The sequence below is a fragment of the Deferrisoma camini S3R1 genome, assembly GCF_000526155.1.
Taxonomy (GTDB): Bacteria; Desulfobacterota; Deferrisomatia; order Deferrisomatales; family Deferrisomataceae; genus Deferrisoma; species Deferrisoma camini.
On the sequence record NZ_JAFN01000001.1, the window covers coordinates 2,857,792 to 2,874,894 of the forward strand.

14 protein-coding genes and 1 pseudogene are annotated in these 17,103 nt (G+C 70.0%); 1 reads left to right on the top strand and 14 read right to left on the bottom strand.

All coding sequences use genetic code 11. The features are described 5' to 3' along the window. Positions 1-325 precede the first annotated feature (325 nt). From DEFCA_RS0112555 to DEFCA_RS0112585, 7 genes and pseudogenes are all read right to left on the bottom strand, one after another. Positions 326-1,972 carry a hypothetical protein gene (locus DEFCA_RS0112555; protein WP_025323372.1) on the bottom strand — a complete coding sequence of 549 codons (1,647 nt, stop codon included), beginning with the start codon at positions 1,970-1,972 and terminating at the stop codon, positions 326-328. Between the two features lie 91 nt (positions 1,973-2,063). Then, a pseudogene (locus DEFCA_RS24550) lies at positions 2,064-2,276 on the bottom strand (serine dehydratase subunit alpha family protein); the annotation flags it as partial. Between the two features lie 367 nt (positions 2,277-2,643). Continuing rightward, positions 2,644-3,060 carry a DNA polymerase III subunit chi gene (locus DEFCA_RS0112565; protein ID WP_025323373.1) on the bottom strand — a complete coding sequence of 139 codons (417 nt, stop codon included), beginning with the start codon at positions 3,058-3,060 and terminating at the stop codon, positions 2,644-2,646. Between the two features lie 239 nt (positions 3,061-3,299). Further along, the gene (locus DEFCA_RS0112570; RefSeq protein WP_025323374.1) at positions 3,300-4,436 is read right to left on the bottom strand and encodes a radical SAM protein; all 1,137 of its coding nucleotides are present in this window, start codon (positions 4,434-4,436) and stop codon (positions 3,300-3,302) included. Next, positions 4,433-5,212, bottom strand: coding sequence for an acyl-CoA dehydratase activase (locus DEFCA_RS0112575; RefSeq protein ID WP_025323375.1), 780 nt, complete (start codon positions 5,210-5,212; stop codon positions 4,433-4,435). The genes DEFCA_RS0112570 and DEFCA_RS0112575 overlap by 4 nt, the downstream gene beginning before the upstream one ends. A gap of 4 nt (positions 5,213-5,216) precedes the next feature. Continuing rightward, positions 5,217-6,461 carry a 2-hydroxyacyl-CoA dehydratase subunit D gene (locus DEFCA_RS0112580; protein WP_025323376.1) on the bottom strand — a complete coding sequence of 415 codons (1,245 nt, stop codon included), beginning with the start codon at positions 6,459-6,461 and terminating at the stop codon, positions 5,217-5,219. A gap of 108 nt (positions 6,462-6,569) precedes the next feature. Continuing rightward, complete coding sequence (locus tag DEFCA_RS0112585; protein ID WP_025323377.1) at positions 6,570-7,514, bottom strand: enoyl-CoA hydratase/isomerase family protein; 945 nt, start codon at positions 7,512-7,514, stop codon at positions 6,570-6,572. Between the two features lie 145 nt (positions 7,515-7,659). Here DEFCA_RS0112585 and DEFCA_RS0112590 point away from each other — a divergent pair, with 145 nt between their 5' ends. Then, positions 7,660-8,220: a chalcone isomerase family protein gene (locus tag DEFCA_RS0112590; RefSeq protein WP_025323378.1), complete on the top strand. Its 561-nt coding sequence runs from the start codon at positions 7,660-7,662 to the stop codon at positions 8,218-8,220. On the opposite strand, the gene DEFCA_RS0112595 is transcribed toward DEFCA_RS0112590, so the two are convergent. The 7 genes from DEFCA_RS0112595 to DEFCA_RS0112625 form a co-directional block, all read right to left on the bottom strand. Continuing rightward, a complete protein-coding gene (locus DEFCA_RS0112595) occupies positions 8,195-8,836 on the bottom strand; it encodes a phosphoribosylanthranilate isomerase (RefSeq protein WP_025323379.1) in 642 nt (213 codons plus the stop codon). The two genes, DEFCA_RS0112590 and DEFCA_RS0112595, sit on opposite strands and share 26 nt — an antisense overlap. A 139-nt stretch (positions 8,837-8,975) precedes the next feature. Beyond that, positions 8,976-9,764, bottom strand: a complete 789-nt coding sequence (gene trpC / locus DEFCA_RS0112600; RefSeq protein WP_025323380.1) for an indole-3-glycerol phosphate synthase TrpC — start codon at positions 9,762-9,764, stop codon at positions 8,976-8,978. Then, entirely contained in the window at positions 9,761-10,819 is a 1,059-nt protein-coding gene (trpD, locus tag DEFCA_RS0112605) for an anthranilate phosphoribosyltransferase (RefSeq protein ID WP_025323381.1), read from the bottom strand. The genes trpC and trpD overlap by 4 nt, the downstream gene beginning before the upstream one ends. Positions 10,820-11,233: 414 nt before the next feature. Next, positions 11,234-11,803: an aminodeoxychorismate/anthranilate synthase component II gene (locus tag DEFCA_RS0112610; protein ID WP_025323382.1), complete on the bottom strand. Its 570-nt coding sequence runs from the start codon at positions 11,801-11,803 to the stop codon at positions 11,234-11,236. 57 nt (positions 11,804-11,860) lie between these two features. Next, on the bottom strand, positions 11,861-13,336 hold the full coding sequence (locus DEFCA_RS0112615) for an anthranilate synthase component I family protein (RefSeq protein ID WP_025323383.1): 1,476 nt from the start codon (positions 13,334-13,336) through the stop codon (positions 11,861-11,863). A gap of 706 nt (positions 13,337-14,042) precedes the next feature. Next, the gene (locus tag DEFCA_RS0112620) at positions 14,043-15,497 is read right to left on the bottom strand and encodes an NADH-quinone oxidoreductase subunit N (RefSeq protein ID WP_025323384.1); all 1,455 of its coding nucleotides are present in this window, start codon (positions 15,495-15,497) and stop codon (positions 14,043-14,045) included. Positions 15,498-15,524: 27 nt separating this feature from the next. Then, the gene (locus DEFCA_RS0112625; protein ID WP_025323385.1) at positions 15,525-17,099 is read right to left on the bottom strand and encodes an NADH-quinone oxidoreductase subunit M; all 1,575 of its coding nucleotides are present in this window, start codon (positions 17,097-17,099) and stop codon (positions 15,525-15,527) included. Positions 17,100-17,103 lie beyond the last annotated feature (4 nt).

A 17,103-nucleotide genomic window follows, 5' to 3' on the forward strand; every position in this document is an offset into this window, starting at 1 on the left:
ACGTCGTCCCCGCCTCCTGCCGCGCCCGCCGGGCGCAGGCCACCTTTCGCTCCCGGATCGGGCCCGTGATCGCCGCTACATCCACTCCGAGGTCCCTGGCCACCTCCCCAGCGACCACCCAACTCCGGTGCCCCCCTTACAATAACTAAATAACCTGTCCCCACCCCCCAGCGTAGGGCTTCCGGTTCCGAGGCATCCACCCGCACCTCCAGCTCGGCACCACCTGCCACCGGCATGCGGGCCACCGGCATGCGGGGTGGCCTCGGGCAGATCGACTCGCCCGAGTGCTACGCCGGCCGGATCATCCCTAGCACCACCGCCAACGTCAAAACTCCGGCTGGCAGGCAAGCTCCACGGTGTAGCTGCCGGTGGTGCCCAGCGACACGTCTTCGAGCCGTTCGCCGTCCCGGAGCGGGAGGGTGACGGACGCGCTGAACGAGAGGGGGAGCCAGGCGCCGCACCCCTCTTCCGAGGATACCTGGCCGGTCTGTTCGTGCGACACGGTGAGCGCTGCAGTGGGAGGGCTGTCGCCCGTCCCGGGCTGCACGGCGCCGGCCACCGTGACCCGGTCGGTACCGTCGATAGTCCAGGAGCATCCGGTTCCGTCCGCCGACAGGAACTGCCCCGCCCCGGTCAGGGGCAGGTCCGCCTGTCCGCTCACCGGGTGGGCCGGATCGTCGAGATCGATCTTCACCTCCACCTCGCCGTCCACCTCGACCCAGCTGGCGTATCCGCCCCCGCTCTGGTCCGTACGCCATTCGTAGCGCAGCACGAACGCGTCGCACGACTCGTGCCACGACACCACCACCGGCGCGGTGCCGGCGTAGATGCGCGGGGGCACGAACGCCAGGAGCTGGGGGCTGGTGATGCCGGCCGCCTGGAGGGCCGGCTTTACGTCCACCCAGGCCCCCACCGCGCCGACCTCTTCCACGTAGGTGCCGTTTCCGCCGGCCTCCTCCGCCACGGCCTGGAGCTGGAGTTCGGCCTTGCCGTCCGCGTCCGTCACCCCGTCCTGGCCGATCATCGTCGCGTGCTCGTCGAACACCACGGGCACGTCCCACGACACCAGGGCGTTCCAGAGCCCGCCCTGGAGGGGCTTCCAGGCGACGTCCGTCAGCACCCCGCACCCCACGTCGAACGTCGCGTCGGGGACGTAGTCGGCCTCCACGGTGACGCTGTAGGTGACGGTGTCGCCCGGTCCGTCGTGGCCCTCGTGGATCTCCGTGGTCGATGCCTCGATCCGCGCCGTGGCCGCCTGCGCGAGCACGGCCCCGTGGATCGCGAGATACGCCTGGTATCCGGACAGGACCAGGGTCGTCTCGCTGCCAGCCAGCCCCCAGAACGAGACCAGGTTCCCGCCGATGATCGTGCCCCCGCACCCCGTTTGCGCGACGGAACGCCCGCCGCGCCGGGAGGCGGCCTGGCCGTTGGGGGGCACGAAAGTGTCCAGAAGGAGGAGCCACTGCTGGAGCGGGGTGAGTCGGGGCGCGTCGTCGAAGTCCAGGCCCGTGGCGGCCAGCAGTTTCACGAAGGGGTGGTCCGGGTGGGCGGCGTAGACCGCCCGGTACACCGACTGCAGCTCCTCGGCCGTGCCGGTGTAGCCGTGTGCCTGCACCACCTCGGCGTACGCGTCGAACGGGGCCGCCGCTCCGCCGGCCATGGCCGCGAGCATCGGGACCTCGAAGTCGTACAGCCAGAAATCCTCCTCGCTCTGTTCGGAGCCGGCCAGCACCTGCTGGCCGTCCGGGGTGTACACCCCGATCCCCAGCAACGCGAGCATCTGCCAGACGCCCTGTTCGGCCCGGTCCGGGTCGGCCAGGCTCTCCGCGACGTTCTGAGCCGGATCGGTTTCGGCCGGGGGCGTGTCCCCTCCGGCCGAGCCGCCACCGCCCCCACACCCGGCGACCCAGCCGCCGGCGAGAGCAAAGACCGCGCACAGGGCGTAGATCCGAGTTCGCAACGGGCGACGCACGCGATTTCTCCCTTCTTTTGAGATGCACCGATGGAAAAGGCCTTTGCAAACTCCTTAATTTTAGAGACAAAAACCATACCCCATCCTCCCTCCCGCCGGCAACCGCCAGGGCCACGGCCAGGTCGAGCCCGGACGCGCCCCGGGCCCCGGGGATCGACACGGCCAGGCCGTTCTTGTACACGTTGGGGTCCACCCACACCTCGATCGCCTCGGCCGTCTCCCCCTCCAACAAAGAGGCCGCGGCGGCCGCCGCCAGGGCGATGGCCGAGGGCTCGGTGCACCCCAGGGCCGGGGCCACCTCCATGCGCAGCACGTCCTTTACGCCGGGGAGGGAGGGTTGACAGGTTATAAAGTTGTTCTCACCCTCCCTCCGTCAACCGGACCATTTGCCACACCGACGCCTGCGTCCGCCCCGTTCGCCGGGCCAACGCGTCAAACGTCGTCCCCGCCTCCTGCCGCGCCCGCCGGGCGCAGGCCACCCGCTCCCGGCTCGGGCCCGTGATCGCCAGAGACCACCCAACTCCGGTGGCCTCCTTACAATAACTAAATAACCTGTCAGCCCCACCCCCCGTAAATTTTTGCTTGACGGAGGGACTATAGAGTGTCCCCTCCCATGTCAGTTGGAAGGGGGGGTTGGAAGCCGGCCGCCCGGCGGGCCGAAGGCCCGAAGATCAGGCCTTGTGGAAGCGCACCGGCAGGCCGGCCGCGCGGAAGGCCTTGAACCGCTGCCGGGCCGGGCCGACCCGGTCGGGCAGGTCCACCGGGGCGAAGTCCACCACCCGGTCGAACCCCTGGATCTCGTCCGGACGGGCGTCCCGGGCCAGCACCAGGCACCGGGCGCCGTTGGGGTTGCCCGGCATCCAGCCCACGGCCACGGGGTCGTCGATGCCGTCCCCGCCCTGCCACAGGCCGTGGGGCACGAACGAGTCCTCCCGGAACTCCCACAGCAGGTCGTCCAGGTGCCGGGCGTCGGCCTGGGACTCGGCCCACACGTACACACGGAGCCCCGCGGCGTAGGCCTGCTCCACCCTCTCGCACAGGGCCAGGTCCCACCGGGGGCCTTTCACCTCGAAAAAGTCGATGCGCATGGGGTTTCACCTGCTAGGAGGCTGGAAGGCTAGGATGCTAGGATGCTAGGAGGCTGGAAAGCTAGAAAGCTGTAAGGCTCCCCCCCCTCACCCCGGCCCTCTCCCCCCGTTGGGGGGAGAGGGCGATCGTTTCACCTGCCCCTCGGGTTGGGCGAAAACCGCGACGTTACGGCGCGGCCACGGACGAGGGACGCCTCGTAGCCGCCCAGCCGCCAGGCTACCTCGCCGCCCAGCCTTCCTCACACAAACCGCAGCATCATGTCCCGGCAGGCCTCTTCGATGCGGTCCGGGCCGTAGGAGCGGGCCACCTCGGCCAGCAGGGACTCGGCCCGGGCCCGCACCTCGGGGATCTCCAGGTCGGAGAGCCCGTTCACCAGGCCGGCCCGCCGGGCCACCTGGTAGAGCCGCTGCTCCCCCGCATCCAGGGAGAGGAACGCGTCGCACCGGTCGAGCAGGGCCTGCTTCTCGTCGGGCAGCCGGCCCTCCAGGTCGCCCAGCAGGTTCATGATGTGGTCGCTCACCAGCCGGCTGTGGATGCCGTCGAGGGCCTCGATGAACCGCCGGATCTCGGCCACGATCTCGGCGTCGGTCTGGCGGGTGAGCCGGGCCTCGGGCCCGTGGAACTCGGACCAAAGGTCCACCTTGGGCCCCAGGGTCAGGGTGCGCAGCCGGATGAAGTCCGGGTCGATGGCGTTGAGCACCCGGGCCGAGTCCAGGGCATGGCCCTCACTCATCTCCCGGCCGCCCAGGCCTGGGATGATGTACTCGCTCAGCTCCAGGCCCGCCTCCTTGACCTTGCGGCCCGCCTTGATGTGGATCTCGGCCGTGGCCCCCTTCTTGATGAGCTCCAGAAGGGGGTCGTGGCCGGTCTCCATGCCGATGTGGATCCGGGTGAGGCCCAGCTCGCCGTAGGTCCGCAGCACCTCCACCGGCAGCCGGGCCACGGTGCGGGACCGGGCGTAGGTGGTGATCCGCTCCACCTCGGGGAACCGCTCCCGGAACCGGACGAGCACCCGTTTCAGGTTCTCGGGCTTCATGACCAGGGAGTCCGCGTCCTGGAGGAACGCGGTGCGGCCCCCATTGGCCAGGGCGTTGGCCACCATCCACTCGGCCTCGGTGGTCACCAGGCCCCGGGCCACCAGGGCGCGGGGCCCGTCGGAGCCCCCCTCGGCCCGCAGCCGGTCGCGGATGCGGGCCATCTCGTCGATCTGGGCCTCGATCTCCTCCACCGGCCTCAGGCTGAACCGGTGGCGCTTGTAGGTGCGGCAGAACCGGCACCGGTTCCAGGGGCAGTTGCGGGTCAGCCGCAGCAGGTAGCTACCCGCCTCGCTGGGGGGCCGAATCGGCCCGATCTCGAACTCCACCGCTTCGCTCATGGGTCTGCGCCCAACTCCTCCCGGGCCACCAGCGCGGCTCCGAACGCCCCCAGGAACTGGGGATCGGGGGGCACCTCCACGGCCGCGCCGGTGCGCTCGGCCATGATCTTGGCCACGATGGGAAACGCGGCCACCACGCCCCCGCTCATGACGATGAACTCGCCCAACGGGCCCATCTCCACCACCCGGGCGATCACCGAGTTGAAGATGCCCCGGCAGAGGTTCTCGGGCTCCTCGCCCTCGCGGATCAGCTTGATCACCTCGGTGGCCGAGAACACGGTGCAGAACGACGACAGGGTGATCTCGCGGGTGGCGCCCTCGGCCAGGGCCTCGATCCGCTCCAGGGGGATGTCGAGCCGGTGGGCGATCTCCTCCACGAACGCGCCGGTTCCGGCCGCACACTTGCGGTTCATCAGGAAGTTGGCCACCGTGCCGTCCCGGCGCACGTGGATGATCTTGTTGTCCTGGCCGCCGATGTCCACCACGTCCATCTCGCGGGGGAAAAAGTGGTAGGCGCCCTTGGCGTGGCACGAGATCTCGGTGCGCCGGGCGTCCGCGAACGGAACGTTGCGCCGGCCGTAGCCCGTGGCCACGGTGCACCCCACCCGGTCCACGCCGGCCGCGGACAGCACCTCGTCGCGCAGGTCGCGGGCCGCGTCCTCGAACCGGATGCCGGTGCGGCGCAGGGCCCGGCCGGCCACCCGGCCGTCCGGATCGAGCAGCACCGCCTTGGACCACGAGGAGCCCAGGTCGAGCCCCAGCACGTGGGCGGCCACGGCCCTACCCTCCGGCCGCGGCCCGGCCGGGCCCCAGCTGCTCGACGAAGGCCTCGATGTTGGTCTTGGCCTGCTCCTCCGAGAAGCACCGCAGATCGTTCAGGTCGCCGTAGATCACGATGAACGGCACCCCGGTCCTCTCCTTGAGCCGCTGGGGCAGGCCGTAGCGGGTGTTGGAGTTGTGGGGGCAGGTCTTGGCGTCGTGGTACACCACCCCGTCAACCTGGAACTCCTCGATCAGCCGGGCCATGATCCGCTCCTTGGCGTCGTCGGAGCGCACGATGAACAGCTCCAGGTACGCCCGGGCCATGCTCTCGAACGGCTCGGCCGGGTCGAAGGCGTCGAACACCCAGGAGTTGCAGTAGGTGCTCACCACCACCGCGGTCCGGAGCTCCTGGAAGAACAGGGCCAGGTCCCGGAGCTTGCCCCACACCGGCATGCCCTCCCAGTACACCCGGTGCCGCTCGCCCTCCACCGCGGCCACCCCGCCGTCCACCCGCTCCTTGAGCTCGGCCAGCAGCTCCTTGTAGAACGCCACGGCCTCGGGCGTTCCCCGCAGCACCACGGCCGGGCCCATCAGGATGCAGGCGTCGAAGAACGTGAGCGGGGCGGGCCGGTGGCTCGCCTGCCACAGGCACTCCTTCCACAGGTCCGAGGTTTCGGCCGAGAGCCCCATGACCTCCCGGAACCGGTCCGGGTCGAACCGGCGGCCCGACACCTCCTCCAGGGTGGGGATGAGGGCCTGGAACTGGGCCACCATGGCGTCCACGTGGGCCTGGGTCACCTCGGAGATGCCGGTGGGCGAGTTCACCCCGATCACCGGAACCCCGAACCTGCGGCCGTAGAACGAGAACCAGTCCTTCACGTCCCGGCACTGGTTGGTGTTGTACACGAGCACGTCGGGCCGGGGCACGCCCTCCAGGCCGTAGGCCCGCTGGAGCGGGGTCTCCCCGGCCAGGAACGCGCCGATGTCCGAGGTGAGGTAGCTGCAGATGTCGGGGCTGTACCCCAGGGCGTTGGCCAGGGGGATGTACTTCTCGGCCGACCGGGTGGCCCCCAGCATGGCCCCGTGGTTCTCGGGGTAGTACACCTCGAACCCGAAGCTGTGCAGGAGCTCGGCCGGACCCACGCTGGTGCACCACGCCACCTTCCGGTCGGGGTCCTTGGCGGCGGCGTCCACTCCGCGGAAGTGCGCCGCCATCAGTTCCTTCATGCGCTTCTGGGCGCGAAACGGCTTGATCTCGGGCATGGTTCTCTCGGCTCGAAAGCTAGAAGGCTAGAAAGCTGGAAAGCTGGAAGGCCGTGGGTCGTTCGTCGTGGGTGCTGCGAGCGGTCCACGGTGCGCGGCCGCCCCCTTTTACTCGCCCTTGAACGCGGGGCGGGACTTCTCGATCACGCTCTTCAGGCCCACCAGGGCGTCCTGGGTGGAGAAGATCTCGCCCAGGTTGGCGAGCTCCAGCTCCAGGGCGTCGTCGAGGCTCTTCTGGAACCCCTCGTCGATGATCCGGTTCGCCACCTTCAGGGCCAGCGGCGCCTTTCGGCCGACGGCCTTCACCGCGGCGGCCACCCGCGGGTCGTCGTTGGGCGCGGTGCCGGCCAGCACCTCCTGGACGTGGGCGTCGGAGAACGCCTCCACCACCGGCTCCCACCCGGCCGGGGTGGGCTTGGGCGCGTACTTGTCGCGGAACTCGCCCCGGGCCACCAGGTCGCGGATGAAGCCGTCCACGTCGTCGGCCGCCAGGTAGCCGGCCAGGCCGATCTCGTGGGCGGTCTTGCCGTCGAGGATCTGGCCGGTGAACACCAGGTACTTCCCGAGCTCCTTGCCCACCACCCGGGCCGTGCGCTGGGTACCGCCCAGGCCCGGAAAGATGCCGATGCCGGTCTCGGGCAGGCCCACGCCCGCCTTGTCGGTGACCACGATCGCGGTGCAGGCCAGGGCCAGCTCCAGCCCGCCGCCCAGGGCCAGCCCGTCCACCTTAGCGATCACGGGTTTGGGGCTCTTCTCGATCTTCCGGAGCACCTTCTGGCCCCGCCGGGCGAAGGCCACGATGTCGCCCACCCGGTCGGCCTCGATGTTGTCGATGAAGAACTTGATGTCCGCGCCGGCAACGAACGCCTTGTCGCCCGCCCCCTGGATCACCAGGGCCTTCACGTCGGGCCGGGCCACCGCTTCGTCGAAGGCGGCCTCCAGGTCGGCGACCACCGCCCCGTTCAGGGCGTTCAGGGCCTTGGGCCGGTCGATGGTCAGCGTGGCGATGCCATCGTTCACGTCCACCACGACCTTTCTCGCCTGGTCAGCCATTCCCGTTCCTCCCTTTTTCATTCCGTGGTTGAAACAGACCGCGTTATGGTGAACACTCACCGTTCAGGCACCGGAGATTCCGGGGCGAGCGTCCCGGGAGACGGTAGGATACAAGATGCGTGCCCTTTTTCCCAAGGAGGTTCCCATGAGACGCGCGCTTCCGTTGTTGGTGCTCTTCCTGTTCGTGGCCGCGGGCGCGGCCTCCGCGGCCGAGCTGGCCGGGGTGCGGGTGCCCGACACGGTCACCGTGGAGGGCCACACCCTGCGGCTCCAGGGGCTCGGGCTCCGCAAGAAGTTCTTCTTCAAGGTGTACGTGGGCGCCCTGTACCTCACCACCCCCACCTCGGACGGGGCCGCGGCCATCCGGGCCGACGAGCCCAAGCGGATCTCCATGTACTTCCTGCGCGACGTGGGCGGCGACAAGCTGCGCGACGCGTTCGAGGAGGGGTTCTTCAAGGCGGCCCAGGAGCGGCTCGACGCGCTTCGGGCCCGGATCGACCGGTTCCTGGCCCTGTTCCCCGACGAGGTGGAGGACGGCCAGGTGGTCACCCTCACCTACCTGCCCGGCCAGGGCACCGAGGTGGCCATCGCCGGCCAGGTGAAGGGCGTGATCGAGGGCAAGGACTTCATGGAGGCCCTGTGGGGCATCTGGCTCGGGGAGGTACCGGCCGACTCGCGGCTCAAGAAGGGGATGCTGGGGGGGTAGGGCAGCCGGCGTCCGCCGCCCGGACCGCCTCCAGGAACCGCCGGAGCCGGTCCGGGTCCTTCACGCCGGGCCGTGCTTCGGTGCCCGAGGCCGCGTCCACCGCCCAGGGCCGCACGGTGCGGATCGCCTCGGCCACGTTTTCCGGGGTGAGCCCTCCGGCCAGAACGATCCGGCCGTAGCGCCGGGCCTCCCGGGCCAGGCCCCAGTCGATGGTCCGGCCGGTCCCGCCGCCCGGCGCGTCGAGCAGGAACGCCGAGAGCCCCGGGTAGCGGCTCAACCGGTCCAGGTCGGCCGGGCCGGCGATGCCCACCGCCTTGAGCACCGGCAGGCCCAGGGCCCGGATGTAGGCGGGATCCTCGTCGCCGTGGAGCTGGGCCAGGTGGAGCCCGCAGCCGCGAACCAGCCGGCGCACCTCGTCCACGGGCTGGTTCCGGAACACCCCCACGGCCGCCACGAACGGCGGCAGCTCCTCCACCACCCGGGCCACCACCTCGGGGTCGGCCGGCCGCTTCGTGCCCGGCGCGAACACGAACCCCAGGGCGTCGACTCCCAGGTCGGCCGCCAGCAGGGCGTCGTCCCGCCGGGTGAGGCCGCACACCTTGACCCGGGTCCTCATGGTTCACGGCCCCCGTGGGGCCGCGGGCTAGAAGGCTGGAACGCTAGAACGCTGGAAAGCCGGACCCGCGCGTGCCCCAGCCTCTTCCGCCCTCCCGCCCGGGGGATGGGCCGGACTCTGACGGGATCCGGGGTCGGCCTCATGGCCCGCGCTCCACGAGCGCGCGCAGGGCCGCGCCCGGGTCGGGCGCGGTCACCAGGGCCTCGCCGATCAGGAACGCCCGCGCGCCCTCGGCTTCCAGCAGGTCCAGGTCCCGGGCCGAGCCGAGCCCGCTCTCGCTCACCACCACCCGGTCGGCCGGGATCCGGGGCAGGAGCCGTCGGGTCACCTCGATGCTCACCTCGAAGGTGGCCAGGTTCCGGTTGTTGATGCCCACGAACCGGGCCCCCGCGGCCAGGGCCGCGTCCAGCTCGTCGCCGTCGTGGACCTCCACCAGGGGCTCCACCCCCACCAGCCGGCACAGCTCCACGAACTCGCCCAGGCGCGGGCCCAGCACCGCCGCGATCAGGAGCACCAGGTCCGCGCCCCAGGCCCGGGCCTCCCACACCTGGTAGGGGTCGATCACGAAGTCCTTCCGGAGCACCGGAAGGTCCACGGCCCCGCGCACGGCGCGCAGGTCCTCGAGGCTGCCCCCGAAGAAGTCGGGCTCGGTCAGCACCGACACGGCGAACGCGCCGGCCTCGGCATAGGCCCGGGCCAGGCCGGCCGGGTCCAGGTCGGGGCGCAGGTCGCCCTTGGACGGGCTGCGGCGCTTCACCTCGGCGATCACGGCCCGGCGGTCGGGGGGCCAGGATGCCAGCCGCTCCAGGGGGTCGGCCCCCCGGCGGCGGGGCCCGCACCGGTCCCACAGGAACTCCAAGGGCACCTTCTCCTGGGCCTCGTCCACCCGCCGGCGGCGGGCCGCCACAATGCGGTCAAGGATCGTCATCGGTTCGTGATCTCCACGAGCTGCTCCAGCTTCTGGAGGGCCCGGCCCGAGTCGATGGCGTCCTGGGCCATGCGGATGCCCCACATCAGGTCCTTGGTGGCCCCGGCCACCAGCAGGGCCGCGCCCGCGTTCAGCAGCACCACGTCGCGGCGGGGCCCCTTCTCTCCCTCCAGGATCGACCGGACGATCCGGGCGTTCTCCTCGGCGTTGCCGCCGTGGATCGCCTCGGGGGGCGCGGTGCGAAGCCCCAGCTCCTCGGGGTGCAGGTCGAACTCCTCCACCGAGCCGTTGCGGAGTTCGGCCACGTGGGTGGGCCCGGTGATCGTGATCTCGTCGAGCCCGTCCGACCCGTGGACCACGAACGCCCGCTCGCTCCCCAGCCGCTGGAGCACCCGGGCCAGCTTGCCGGTGAGGTCCCTCCGGTAGACCCCGAGCACCTGGCGGCTGGCCCCGGCCGGGTTCGTGAGGGGGCCCAGCACGTTGAACACGGTGCGGATCCCCATCTCCCGGCGCACCGGGGCCACGTGACGCATGGCCGAGTGGAGGAGCGGCGCGTACAGGAACCCGATGCCGATCTCCCGGATGCAGGTCTCCACCACCTCGGGGGTCACGTCCAGGTTCACGCCCAGGGCCTCCAGCACGTCGGCGCTGCCGCACCGGCTCGACACGGCCCGGTTGCCGTGCTTGGCCACCCGAACCCCGGCCGCGGCCACCACCAGGGCCGTGGTGGTGGAGATGTTGAAGGTGTTGGTGTCGTCGCCGCCGGTGCCGCAGGTGTCCAGGATGGACTCGTACTCCACGTTGATCTCGTCCCGGTCGAGGGTCAGCACCTCCTTGCGGGGCTCCACCCGGATGGGGGTGGCGTGCTCCCGCATCACCCGGGCGGCACCGGTGATCTCCTCCACGGTCTCGCCCTTGATCCGCAGGGCGGTCAGGAACGCGGCCATCTGGGCGTGGGTGGCCTCGCCCCCCATGATGGCCTCCATGGCCTCGATCATCTCCCCCTCGGTCAGGTCGCGGCCCTCGACGAGCTTGTGGATCAGTTCCTTGAACATGAGATCTCTCCTGTGAAGGCTTGAAGGCTAGGAGGCTGGAAAGCTCCATCAGACCCCTGGGGGCCCTAAACGGGAAGGGCAACTTTCGTTGGTCCGGGCCCATTGCCGGCGGCGGGGCATGGGGCCTGCTTCCGGCCGGGCGCGAGTGCAGCATCCGATCGCCGCGCCTTCGCATGCCGTCGCCGAAGCGGCTTGTTCGGGCGACGACAGCGGAGGGCCCTGGAATTCGACAAAGCTACGGATGTTCGGGGGGCGCGGCGAGCCAAGGAGCCGCGCCCGGCGCTCCAGCAGGCCCCATGCCCCCCCGAGACCCTGAGGTGACGCTAAAGAGGTGTACCCATGCTTGGAACGCTGGGAGATCACGGAGGTTTTCAAGCGTCCTAGCGTCCCAGCCTTCCGGCCTCCCAGCCGATCTCACCGCAGCTCCAGGAAGTTCCGGAGCACGTTCATCCCCTCCTTCGTCAGGATGGACTCGGGGTGGTACTGCATGCCATAGAGCCGGGCCCCGTCGTCGGCGATGCCCATGATCTCGTCGTCGTCCTCGGTCCAGGCCGTGACCCGGAACCGCTCGGGCAGGGTGTCCTTCCGGATCACCAGGCTGTGGTACCGGGTGGCCTCGAACGGGTTCGGGATGCCCCGGTAGATGCCGGTGCCGTCGTGGTGCACCCAGGAGGTCTTGCCGTGCATCAGCCTCTTGGCCCGCACGATCCGGCCGCCGTAGGCGTAGCCCATGGACTGGTGGCCCAGGCACACCCCCAGGATCGGCACCCGGCCCGCGAACCGCCGGATCACCTCCACGCTGACGCCGGCGTCGGTGGGGTCGCCGGGCCCGGGCGAGATCACGATCCGGTCCGGGGCGAGCCGCTCCACCTCGTCGGGCGTGATCCGGTCGTTCCGGAACACCCGGACCTCCTCGCCCAGGATGCCGAAGTACTGGACCAGGTTGTAGGTGAACGAGTCGTAGTTGTCGATCATCAGCAGCATGGGAGGAATCCGGTTGTTGGTTGTTGGTCGTTAGTCGTCGGTCGTTGGTCGTAACCCTCACTCCGGCTCCAGGCCGCGGGCCGCGAGCTCCAGGGCCCGGCGGAGCGCGGCGGACTTGTGGAGCGTCTCCTCGTACTCGAACGCCGGGTCCGAGTCGGCCACGATGCCGGCCCCGGCCTGGGCCACCACCCGCCCGCCCCGGAACGCCAGGGTGCGGATCGTGATGCAGGTGTCCATGTTGCCGTCGAACCCCAGGTAGCCCACGGCCCCGGCGTACACCCCCCGCTCCCGGGGCTCGAGCCGGGCGATCCACTCCATGGCGCGCACCTTGGGCGCGCCCGACACCGTGCCGGCCGGGAACGTGGCGGCCAACACGTCCAGGGCGTCCACCCCGGCCCCCAGCTCGGCCGACACCGTGGACACGATGTGCATCACGTGGGAGTAGCGCTCCACCACGAACGACTCCTCCAACCGCACCCCTCCGGGCGCGGCCACCCGCCCCAGGTCGTTTCGGCCCAGGTCCACCAACATCAGGTGCTCGGCCCGCTCCTTCTCGTCGGCCAGCAGCTCCCGTTCCAGGGCCCGGTCCTCCTCGGGCGTGGCGCCCCGGGGCCGGGTGCCGGCGATGGGCCGTACCAGGGCCCGGTTCCCCTCCTTCCGAACCATCACCTCCGGGCTCGCCCCCACCAGGACCTCCTCGCCCAGGGCCAGGTGGAACAGGTACGGGCTGGGGTTCAGGGCCCGCAGGGCTCGGTAGGCCGTGAACGGATCGACCCCGCACGGCCCCTCGAACGGCTGGGACAGCACCACCTGGATCGCCTCGCCGGCGTGGATCGCCTCGCGAACCCGGACCACCATGGCCTCGAACCGCTCCCGGGGGATCACCGGTTCGAGCTCCGGCGGGGGCACCGCCTCCGGGTACACCCGGGCCTCGTCCAGGGGGATGCGCAGCCGGCCGAGCAGGTCCCCGATCCGGCCGAGGCCGTCGTCGTACCCCTCGCCCCGGCCGGGCCGCACCAGCACGATCACGTCCAGGGTCTTTCGCACGTTGTCGAAGGCCAGGAGGCTGCGGGGGGCGAACAGCCGCAGGTCCGGCAGGCCCATGGGCTCGGGCTCGCCGGCCGGGATCCGCTCGAACAGCCGGGCCGCGCCGTACCCCACGTACCCCACCAGCCCCCCGGCGAAGCGGGGGAGCCCCTCCACCCGGGGCATCCGGTGGTCCGCCAGCACCTGCCGGAGCAGGTCCAGCGTGGGCCCCTCGGTGCGGCCGTGGCAGCCGTCCTCCACCCACGAGCGTTCCCCCCTCGCCTCGAACCGCAGGAACGGGTCCAGGCCCACCAGGGAGTACCGGCCCCACCGGCTTCCGCCCTCCACGCTCTCCAGCAGGAACGACCAGGGCCCGTCCGCCACCTTCAGGTACGTGCTCACAGGGGTCTCGGTGTCGGCCGGAAGCCGCGCCGCCACCGGCACCACCGGGTGGCTGCGGGCCATGCGGTCGAACTGGGATCGCTCCACCAGAATTCGTGCGGCCATGGATCGTTTCTCCAGCGAGTTATACCAAGTTGCGTTCAAAGCCGTCAGGCCCCTTGCCCCGGCCGCCGGATGGATCTTGGTTTGAACGCAACTTGGCATTACCGCTTGACGGCGGGAAGGCCAGAAGGCTGGAAGGCCAGGAGGCTAGAAGGCTTGAAAGCCTCCCGGATTCCCGCACGTTCTAGGAACCACCATACCTCGTCGCCTCCACCTCACGGTCCGGGGGGCATGGGGATCAGGGGTCAGAGGACAGATGTCAGTGGACGGGTCGTGGTCCCACGACGCCGCTGTAGCCACAACGTCTTTGCCTTTCTTTTGGCTCCTGTCCCCTGAATTCTGGCTCCTGAAACCCATGCCCCGCCGCCGGCAATGAGCCCCGGACCCACGCAAGTTACCCTTCCCGTCGTTGTAGGGTCCCGCAGGGACCAGAAGGGGCTTCCCACCGGCAGGTTGGAAGGCTGCCGTCTCCGCTTCGGCCCAACGCAACGAGGGCCGCGGTCTCCCGCGGCCCTCGTCCGATACGAAAGCGCCGCGGGCAGCTCGGGCTGCCCGCGGCGCGCTCTACCCACTGGGGAAAACGGCGGCGGTCAGCCCCGGTTCACGGGCCACCACCACCAGCCGGTCGTCCGAATCGTCGTCACCTGCGCCATGCGTCTCTCTCCCCGTTGCCGGCCGACCCTACCAGCGAGCCGGGTCCCCGTCAAGGCTACACCAGGTAGCGCAGGGCCTGCTCGGCCAGGTCCACCAGGCCGCCCGGCACGATGCCGAAGTACAGCACCCCCAGGCCGGCCAGGATCGTGGCCACCGCCATGGACGGGCCGGCGCGCAGGGCCTCGACCACGGGCGTGTCCGGCTCGGGCTTGAAGTACATCGTCACGATCACCCGCAGGTAGTAGTACACGCTGGCCGCCGAGTTCAGCACACCGAAGATCGTGAGCCAGTAGTACCCCTGGTGCACGGCGGCCTTGAAGATCAGGAACTTGCCGATGAACCCGGCCGTGGGCGGGATGCCGGCCATGGAGAACATGAACAGGCTCATCGCGAGCCCCAGGGCCGGGAACTTGAAGCCCAGCCCGGCGAACGCGTCCAGCTCGGTGTTCTCGTGGCCCTTGCGGCCCACCATGACCAGGCAGGCGAACGCGCCGATGTTCATGAAGGCGTAGGCCAGCAGGTAGTACAGGATGCCGGCCCCGGCCTCGGGCGTGCCCGCCACCACGCCCACCAGGATGTACCCGGCGTGGGCGATGGACGAGTAGGCGAGCATGCGCTTCACGTCGGTCTGGGCGATGGCCGTCAGGTTGCCCAGGGTCATGGTCAGCAGCGCCAGCACCCACAGTACCCCGCTCCAGTCCACGTGCAGGGTCTGGAACGCCACGAAGAACACCCGCAGCACGGCGGCGAACGCAGCGGCCTTCACCCCGGTGGCCATGAACGCCGTCACCGAGGTGGGCGCGCCCTGGTACGCGTCGGGGGTCCACATGTGGAACGGCACCGCGGCCACCTTGAACGCGAACCCCACGGTCACCAGGCCCACCCCGGCCAGGGCCATGGGCGACCCGGCCAGGGCCCGGTTCGAGGCGAACGCGTCCAGGATGCCCTGGATCTCGGTGGTGCCGCAGGCACCGTACAGCAGCGCGATGCCGTACAGCAGGAACCCGCTCGAGAACGCCCCCAGGATGAAGTACTTGAAGCTGGCCTCGGCCGAGCGCTCGTCCCGGAAGAACCCGGCCAGGGCGTAGATGGCGATGCTCATGGTCTCCAGGGCCAGGAACACGCTCATCAGGTGGGTGGCCCCGGCCATCAGCATCATGCCCACCAAGGCCAGCAGCACCAGGGCGTAGTACTCGGCGTGGTCTCGCCCCTCGTCCCGCAGGTACGCGTCGCTCACCAGCAGGGTCAGGGCGCCGACCGCGTACAGGATGAAGTACACGAACGCGGCGAACGCGTCGCCCGCCAGCATGCCGGAGAACCCGCTGCGAGCCGGCCCGAACAGCCCCGGCGTGGTGAACGCGGCCACCACGATCCCCGCGATGCCCAGGTACGGCAGGTACCCCTTGCGCCGGCCCGGGCTCACCGCCTCGGCGAGCAGCACCAGCAGGGCCGCCGCCGTGATCACCAGGTGCGGCGTCAGCAGTCGCATGTCGGCCATGGAGAACGTCATCGGCTCACCTCTTCTCGGGCAGCGCGGTTAGTCCGCGTGGGATCCGGGGAACACCAGGTTCAGGCCGTCCTGAAGCCACGCCAGGGCGCCCGGGGACTCCAGGCTGCGGCAGGCCTCCTTCTTGGCCTCGAATCGCTCCAGCCACAGCTCCAGGGTGGCGTCGGTCTTGCGCAGGAACGTGCCCGGGTAGATCCCCATCCAGAAGGCCATCACGACCATGGGGATCAGGTAGCCCCACTCGAGGCCGGTCAGGTCCGCCAGGCCCTGGTTCTCCTCCTTGTCCAGGGGCCCGAAGAACACCCGCTTCACCATCCACAGCATGTAGCCCGCGGCCAGGATCACACCCGTGGCCGCGAACACGGCCGCGGTCTTGGACGTGAGGAACGCGCCGAGCATGATCAGGAACTCGCCCACGAACCCGTTGAGGCCGGGCAGCCCGATGGAGCTCATGGTGATGATTAGGAACACCACGGCGTAGTTGGGCATGGACTTGGCGAGGCCGCCGAAGTCCGCGATGGCCCGGGTGTGGCGCCGCTCGTAGATCACGCCCACCAGCAGGAACAGGGCGCCGGTGGAGATGCCGTGGTTCAGGCTCTGGTACAGGCCGCCCTGGACCCCCTGCATGTTCAGGGCGAACAGCCCCAGCATCACGAACCCCAGGTGGGACACGGACGAGTAGGCCACCAGCTTCTTCACGTCGTCCTGCACCATGGCCACCAGCGCGCCGTAGATGATGCCGATCACGGCCACCACCATCATGAACGGGGCCCAGGCCTCCACCGCGTTGGGAAACAGCGGCATGGCGAACCGCAGGAACCCGTAGGTGCCCATCTTCAGGAGCACCCCGGCCAGGATCACGGAGCCGGCCGTGGGCGCCTGGGTGTGGGCGTCGGGCAGCCAGGTGTGCAGGGGCCACATGGGCACCTTGATGGCGAACGCCAGGCAGAACGCCGCGAACATCCAGAACTGCACGTTGGGCGCCAGGTTCAGCTCGTAGAGCTTCAGCAGGTCGAAGGTGGGCGCGTTGCCGGCCCGGATGTTCAGGTAGTACAGGGCCAGGATCGCCACCAGCATGAGCAGCGACCCCACCATGGTGTAGATGAAGAACTTGATCGCCGCGTAGATCCGGTCGGTGCCGCCCCACACCCCGATCAGGAAGTACATGGGGATCAGCATGGCCTCCCAGAAGATGTAGAACAGCACCAGGTCCAGCGAGATCAGGGCGCCGAGCATGCCGGTCTCGAGCAGCAGGAAGAACAGCATGTACTCCTTGACCCGCTTGGCGATGCCCCAGCTCGACAGCACGCAGATCACGCTGAGGAACGTGGTCAGGAGCACCAGCCACAGGCTGATGCCGTCGATGCCCACGTAGTACGAGATGCCCAGGGACTCGATCCACGCCTTGCGCTCCACGAACTGCATGCCCCCCTGGGTCGGGTCGAACCGCACCCACAGGGCCAGGCTGATCACAAAGGTGACCGCCGTGACCGCCAGGGTCCAAGCCCGGATCCCTCCCTCGCTCCGGCGAGGGATCAAGAGGAGCACCAGGGCCCCCAGCAGGGGGAGGAACGTGATCGTGCTCAGGTACGGAAAGTGGCTCATCCCA

Bases quoted from the DNA above. Each gene is read 5' to 3' on its own strand.
- DEFCA_RS0112565 (WP_025323373.1), bottom strand. From the start codon at position 3,060: ATGCGCATCGACTTTTTCGAGGTGAAAGGCCCCCGGTGGGACCTGGCC.
- DEFCA_RS0112570 (WP_025323374.1), bottom strand. From the start codon at position 4,436: ATGAGCGAAGCGGTGGAGTTCGAGATCGGGCCGATTCGGCCCCCCAGC.
- DEFCA_RS0112580 (WP_025323376.1), bottom strand. From the start codon at position 6,461: ATGCCCGAGATCAAGCCGTTTCGCGCCCAGAAGCGCATGAAGGAACTG.
- DEFCA_RS0112585 (WP_025323377.1), bottom strand. From the start codon at position 7,514: ATGGCTGACCAGGCGAGAAAGGTCGTGGTGGACGTGAACGATGGCATC.
- DEFCA_RS0112590 (WP_025323378.1), top strand. From the start codon at position 7,660: ATGAGACGCGCGCTTCCGTTGTTGGTGCTCTTCCTGTTCGTGGCCGCG.
- DEFCA_RS0112595 (WP_025323379.1), bottom strand. From the start codon at position 8,836: ATGAGGACCCGGGTCAAGGTGTGCGGCCTCACCCGGCGGGACGACGCC.
- trpC (WP_025323380.1), bottom strand. From the start codon at position 9,764: ATGACGATCCTTGACCGCATTGTGGCGGCCCGCCGCCGGCGGGTGGAC.
- trpD (WP_025323381.1), bottom strand. From the start codon at position 10,819: ATGTTCAAGGAACTGATCCACAAGCTCGTCGAGGGCCGCGACCTGACC.
- DEFCA_RS0112610 (WP_025323382.1), bottom strand. From the start codon at position 11,803: ATGCTGCTGATGATCGACAACTACGACTCGTTCACCTACAACCTGGTC.
- DEFCA_RS0112615 (WP_025323383.1), bottom strand. From the start codon at position 13,336: ATGGCCGCACGAATTCTGGTGGAGCGATCCCAGTTCGACCGCATGGCC.
- DEFCA_RS0112620 (WP_025323384.1), bottom strand. From the start codon at position 15,497: ATGACGTTCTCCATGGCCGACATGCGACTGCTGACGCCGCACCTGGTG.
- DEFCA_RS0112625 (WP_025323385.1), bottom strand. From the start codon at position 17,099: ATGAGCCACTTTCCGTACCTGAGCACGATCACGTTCCTCCCCCTGCTG.